Source organism: Candidatus Eisenbacteria bacterium (assembly GCA_013140805.1).
Classification (GTDB): domain Bacteria; phylum Eisenbacteria; class RBG-16-71-46; order RBG-16-71-46; family RBG-16-71-46; genus JABFRW01.
Window position 1 is genome coordinate 1 of sequence record JABFRW010000009.1, and the last position, 5029, is coordinate 5029.

Annotated in this window: 6 protein-coding genes, 3 tRNA genes and 1 other RNA gene; 6 read left to right on the plus strand and 4 right to left on the minus strand. The window is 67.2% G+C overall.

Translation table 11 applies throughout. The features are described from left to right. Nucleotides 1-7: 7 nt before the first annotated feature. From pyk to HOP12_00915, 4 genes are all read right to left on the minus strand, one after another. Nucleotides 8-1093, minus strand: coding sequence for a pyruvate kinase (gene pyk / locus HOP12_00900; GenBank protein NOT32709.1), 1086 nt, complete (start codon nucleotides 1091-1093; stop codon nucleotides 8-10). Nucleotides 1094-1173: 80 nt separating this feature from the next. Then, nucleotides 1174-1249, minus strand: a tRNA-His gene (locus HOP12_00905). 25 nt (nucleotides 1250-1274) lie between these two features. Further along, nucleotides 1275-1351: transfer RNA gene (locus HOP12_00910), tRNA-Arg, on the minus strand. Nucleotides 1352-1407: 56 nt separating this feature from the next. Continuing rightward, nucleotides 1408-1484: transfer RNA gene (locus tag HOP12_00915), tRNA-Pro, on the minus strand. A 152-nt stretch (nucleotides 1485-1636) separates the two neighbouring features. Here HOP12_00915 and ssb point away from each other — a divergent pair. The 6 genes from ssb to HOP12_00945 all read left to right on the plus strand — a co-directional run bounded on the left by ssb (nucleotide 1637) and on the right by HOP12_00945 (nucleotide 4782). Further along, nucleotides 1637-2086: a single-stranded DNA-binding protein gene (gene ssb, locus HOP12_00920; GenBank protein ID NOT32710.1), complete on the plus strand. Its 450-nt coding sequence runs from the start codon at nucleotides 1637-1639 to the stop codon at nucleotides 2084-2086. A gap of 48 nt (nucleotides 2087-2134) precedes the next feature. Continuing rightward, nucleotides 2135-2488: a transfer-messenger RNA gene (ssrA, locus tag HOP12_00925) on the plus strand. Between the two features lie 116 nt (nucleotides 2489-2604). Beyond that, nucleotides 2605-3327 carry a YggS family pyridoxal phosphate-dependent enzyme gene (locus tag HOP12_00930; GenBank protein ID NOT32711.1) on the plus strand — a complete coding sequence of 241 codons (723 nt, stop codon included), beginning with the start codon at nucleotides 2605-2607 and terminating at the stop codon, nucleotides 3325-3327. 24 nt (nucleotides 3328-3351) lie between these two features. Next, nucleotides 3352-3651, plus strand: coding sequence for a YggT family protein (locus HOP12_00935; protein NOT32712.1), 300 nt, complete (start codon nucleotides 3352-3354; stop codon nucleotides 3649-3651). Between the two features lie 2 nt (nucleotides 3652-3653). Next, a complete protein-coding gene (locus HOP12_00940; protein ID NOT32713.1) occupies nucleotides 3654-3953 on the plus strand; it encodes a DUF167 domain-containing protein in 300 nt (99 codons plus the stop codon). Continuing rightward, a complete protein-coding gene (locus tag HOP12_00945; protein NOT32714.1) occupies nucleotides 3943-4782 on the plus strand; it encodes a purine-nucleoside phosphorylase in 840 nt (279 codons plus the stop codon). Before HOP12_00940 ends, HOP12_00945 begins: the two co-directional genes overlap by 11 nt. Nucleotides 4783-5029: the final 247 nt, after the last annotated feature.

Here is a 5029-nt window from a genome sequence, read left to right on the forward strand (position 1 = left end):
GGCCCGGTCATCGAGCTGCGGCGCGCGAGACGGCTTCCTGCGCGGTGACCGAGCGGCCGCGCCGCAGCTCGATGACCGGGCCGCCGTTCGATTCGGCCGCCATGATGAGCCGGTTCATCACCCGCACCACTTCGAGCGGATGTGCACCGACGCTGGTCTCGCCCGACAGCATCACGGCATCGGCGCCGTCGAGCACGGCGTTGACCACGTCGGTGGCTTCGGCGCGAGTCGGGGTGGAGTTCTCGATCATGGACTCGAGCATCTGGGTCGCGACGATCACCGGTTTGGCCTTGGCGCGCGCGAGTCGAATGATTTCCTTCTGCACCAGTGGAACGCGTTCGAGCGGGCTCTCGACGCCGAGGTCCCCGCGCGCGACCATCACGCCGTCGAACGTGTCGAGGATCTCCTCGATCCGGGCCACCGCCTCCGGCTTCTCGATCTTCGCGATCACCGGAAGCTGGGCGCCATGGCGCTCGAGGATCTGCCGCACGCGCAGCACGTCCTCGGGGCGCCGCACGAACGACAGCGCGACCATGTCGACGCGCAGCGTGAGCGCGAATTCGAGATCGGCGAGGTCCTTCTCGCCCAGGGCTTCCACGCGCAGATCGGCACCCGGCAGGTTGAGTCCCTTGTGATTGCTGACCACTCCGCCGTGGATCACGCGGCAGGTGAGTTCTCGGCCGTCGGTCTTGAGGACTTCGAGGTGTACGCGGCCGTCGTCGATCAGCACCGTGTCGCCCGGCTTCACTTCGCTCGCGAGCGAGGCGTAGTCGGTCGAAGCGCGCCGCGCGGTGCCGAGAACGCGTTCGGTGGTGATGCGGAACTCGGCGTCGGGCTCGAGCGTCGCGCTTCCACCTTCGAACATGCCGAGTCGGATCTTGGGACCCTGCAGGTCGGCGAGTACTCCGACGGCGTGACTGGTCGCGTCACTGGCCGCACGCACGGCGTGATACATGCTGCGGTGCGTTTCGTGGTCCGCGTGCGAGAAGTTGAGCCGCGCAACGTCCATGCCGGCTTCCACCAGCGCTCGGACCCGTTCGGGGGTTCCGGTTGCCGGGCCGAGCGTGCAGACGATTTTGGCGCGTCGAGACATGGATCCCGTCCTTGCGATCCGGGTTTCGGCCCGAACCTCTGCGACCACGATCGTCCTGACCGACGGCCGCGAAGTGGAAATGGGGTGGATGACGGGGCTCGAACCCGCGACCCTCGGGACCACAACCCGATGCTCTGCCGACTGAGCTACATCCACCGCGAATGCTGGGGCACGGCGCGAATGGCGCGCCTGGAGGGAATCGAACCCCCGACCGGCGGATTAGAAATCCGCTGCTCTATCCTTCTGAGCTACAGGCGCAGGGTCTCGACCGGCACTCGGGACCATGAGCCTGCGACGCGTGTCGCGCCGGGATATGGTCGGGGCGAGAGGATTTGAACCTCCGACACCCTGCTCCCAAAGCAGGTGCGCTACCGGGCTGCGCCACGCCCCGGCGAACCCATGCGACTTGGCGGGCGGCAGAGTAGGGGAGCGGACCATCGCAGTCAATCGCACGGCCTTTGCAGCGGCCCGTGTTGCCCCTATGCTGAGCACTCGAAATGACACCATGCCTCCGCACGGAGGCCCCCGCGCAAGGAGTAGCTCATGAGTGTGAACAAGGTCATGTTGCTCGGTCGACTGGGACGCGATCCGGAGGTCCGCCACACGGCAGGCGGAATGGCGATCGCCAATCTCCGTATTGCGACCAACGAGCGAAGACGCGATGGCAACGGTGGGTGGCAGGACGCCACCGAGTGGCACACCGTCGTGCTCTTCGATAAGAAAGCTGAGCTGGCCCGGCAGTACCTCACAAAGGGCCGCGAAGTGTTCGTCGAAGGGTCGCTTCGCACGCGCCAGTGGCAGGATCAGCAGGGCCAGAAGCGCCAGAACACCGAGATCATCGCCAGCGACATTCGCTTCGTGGGTGGACGCCCGGGAGCCGGTGCCGGTGCCGGCGGTGCGGATCGCGGCGATGAAATGGGATCGACGGTCCCGGCCGATGATTCGATGGCGAACGATTTCGGCGGAGGCCCGGACGACGACATTCCATTTTGATTCGAACTCCTTCGATCGGCGCGTCGAGCCGGCGATCGGAAACTCAACGGGGGCGACAGGTCTCGACGGGGGTTTAGAACCAGAGAGTGCAGGCCGGGGACCCGTAACCTCGTCAAAAAAGCGGGAACATTCATCTGCCAACGAGCAGATGGCTCTCGCTGCCTAACTAGCAGCGACGGTCGTCCGGACCCCGCCCGTGGGGGCCGAAACGAGCGTCAGAAAATCGCGGGCTGGTCCAAAGCTCTCGCTCGGGGGTGGCGGACGAGATCCAATCGAGCTGGTGTGCTGACGATCCCGCCGGTCGGAGCGGAGGCACACGAGAACTAAACGGCCGGACACGCCTGTAGTATCTCGCTGGGGAAGAACTTTCGGACGCGGGTTCGATTCCCGCCGCCTCCACCACTTCACGACGGCCAGCCCGCACGGCTGGCCGTCGTGATTTGCACCCGGGCCCGCCGGGACTGCACGAATCTTTCACTTGCGGGCTCGCGGCAGCCGCGACTACTCTGGCCGGCTTCGTGAACGGCAGTGGCTCTGAAATCCGGGAACGTCTGGCTGAGATCCGCGCGCGCATCGCGGCCTCCGCGGCTCGTTCGGGCCGACCTGCGAGCGCTGTGACGTTGATCGGCGCCAGCAAGCAGGTCGCTCCCGAGCAGCTCTCCGAGGCGCTCGCCGCCGGGCTTGGCGACCTCGGAGAGAACCGGGTTCAGGAGGCGCTGGCGAAGTTCGAATTGCTGGGGCGCGTTGGAATTCAGTGGCACCTCATCGGGCCCCTGCAGCGCAACAAGATCGGCAGGGCGCTCGCGGTATTCGATCGGCTGCACGGCGTCGACGACCTGGAACTCGCGCGTGCGATCGCGACTCGCGCCGAAGCGGCCGGCCGGCGCATTGCAGTGCTGATCGAAGTGAACGTGAGCGGTGAGGCGGGCAAGCACGGCGTCGCGCCCGCCGAGTTGGAATCGGTGCTCGAGCAGGCGGCCGGCTGGCCGGCGCTCGCGCTCGACGGGCTGATGACGCTCGCGCGTCCGGTCGAGCGCGCCGAGGATGCTCGGCGCGACTTCGTGAGGTTGCGCGAGTTGCGGGATCGCAGTGAGGAGCGGCTCGGTATCGCGCTGCCGCAGCTCTCGATGGGAATGAGCGGAGATTTCGAAGTGGCGATCGAAGAGGGCGCCACGATGGTGCGGATCGGAACCGCGCTGTTCGGCGGCCGTCGAATCGACGGCGCGGCGAACAGCGGCTGAGCGAGTCGCAGTGGAGGAACGCGGATGTTCGTGATCGGCAACCTGCTGGACGCTGTCGCCGCGGTGCTGAACATCGTGCTCAACGGGCTGATGGTGATCCTGGTGGTGAACGCGCTGCTGTCATGGGTGCGCCCCGATCCGGACAACCCGATCGTCCGCTTCCTCGACCGCGTCTCCGACGTGGTATGTGCGCCGATCCGCCGCATGTTCCCGACCAGTCTGTCGGGAATCGACTTCGCACCGTTTCTCGCCATGCTCGGCATCCTGCTGATTCAGCAGTTCCTGGTCCGTTCGCTCAGTGACATCGCCGTGAGGATGCGGTGATCGTGGCGCTCTCGACCCGGCTCGCGGTGCGAGTGCAGCCCGGCGCGCGACGCGAGGGGCTGGTCGGCTGGCTGGCCGACGGCTCGCTCAAGCTGCGCGTGAGCGCGGCGCCCGAAGACGGACGCGCGAATCGCGCGATCGAGGCATTGCTCGCCACGCGGCTGGGGCTCGCGAGTGGAGCGGTCGCGGTGGTGCGTGGCGCCACGTCGCGCATGAAGCAGGTGAAGATCGAGGGTCTCGACGACGTCACGGTGCGCGGCCGCATCGACGCGGCCCTCGCGGGGGACGCCGATGGCGAGTGAACTGATGCAGCAGATCGAGGAGGCGGCCGCGGCGGTGCGCAAGCGCGTCTCGATCACTCCGAGCGTCGGCATCATCCTCGGCACCGGTCTCGGCGACTTCGCGGATGCGCTCGCGAGCGTCACGGTGGTGCCCTATCGCGAGATTCCGCACTTCCCGGTTTCGACGGTCGAGAGCCACGCCGGCGAGCTGCACGTGGGTACGCTCGCGGGGCGCACGGTCGCCGTCATGAAGGGTCGCGCGCACTTCTACGAGGGCTACACCATGCGCCAGGTCGCCTTCCCGGTGCGGGTGCTCAAGGCGCTCGGCTGCCAGACCCTGATCGTGACCAACGCAGTCGGCGGCATGAATCCGAACATGCCGGCGGGATCGCTGGTGGTGACTACCGACCACATCAATCTGATGGGAGACAGCCCGCTGATCGGTCCCAACGACGATGCGCTCGGGCCGCGCTTTCCCGACATGAGCGAGCCCTACTCGCGCGCGCTGCTGGTTCTGGCGGAACGCGTGGCGCTCGACCTCAAGCTCTCGCTGCAGCGCGGCGTGTTCGTGGCCGTTCACGGGCCGAACCTCGAGACCGCGGCGGAGTACCGATTCCTGCGCTGGATCGGCGCGGACATCGTGGGCATGTCGCTGGTGCCTGAAAACCTGGTGGCAGTCCATGGCGGGCAGCGAGTGCTCGCGTTCAACGTCGTGACCGATGCGTGCCTGCCCGATCACCTCGAGCCGGCGAGCATTCCGAAGATCCTGGAAGTCGCGGGGCGGGTCGCTCCGCACTTGACGCGTCTGGTAACCGAGGTGGTGCGGCGGCTCGACGAAGCCGTCGGATGAGTTTCGAACCGCAGGCGCGGCGGCGGCGGACCCGCCGCCGCGCAGCGGGAACACAGCACGCAAGACCCGATTGCGCGGACTGAACCGCGCGCTCGTGACCCGGATCGAGATGGAGGCGAAGATGGCCACAGCCCGCAAGACCGCGAAGAGCCGGCCGGCGAGCGCGAAGAGCGCCGGCAAGACCCCGACCGCGAAGCACGCGCGCGCAGGTGCTTCGAAGTCGAAGCCTGCGACGAAGGCGATCAAG

What these genes read in the sequence shown, in the direction of transcription:
- HOP12_00935 (NOT32712.1), top strand. Translation starts at nt 3,352, where the DNA reads ATGTTCGTGATCGGCAACCTGCTGGACGCTGTCGCCGCGGTGCTGAAC.
- ssb (NOT32710.1), top strand. Translation starts at nt 1,637, where the DNA reads ATGAGTGTGAACAAGGTCATGTTGCTCGGTCGACTGGGACGCGATCCG.
- pyk (NOT32709.1), bottom strand. Translation starts at nt 1,093, where the DNA reads ATGTCTCGACGCGCCAAAATCGTCTGCACGCTCGGCCCGGCAACCGGA.
- HOP12_00945 (NOT32714.1), top strand. Translation starts at nt 3,943, where the DNA reads ATGGCGAGTGAACTGATGCAGCAGATCGAGGAGGCGGCCGCGGCGGTG.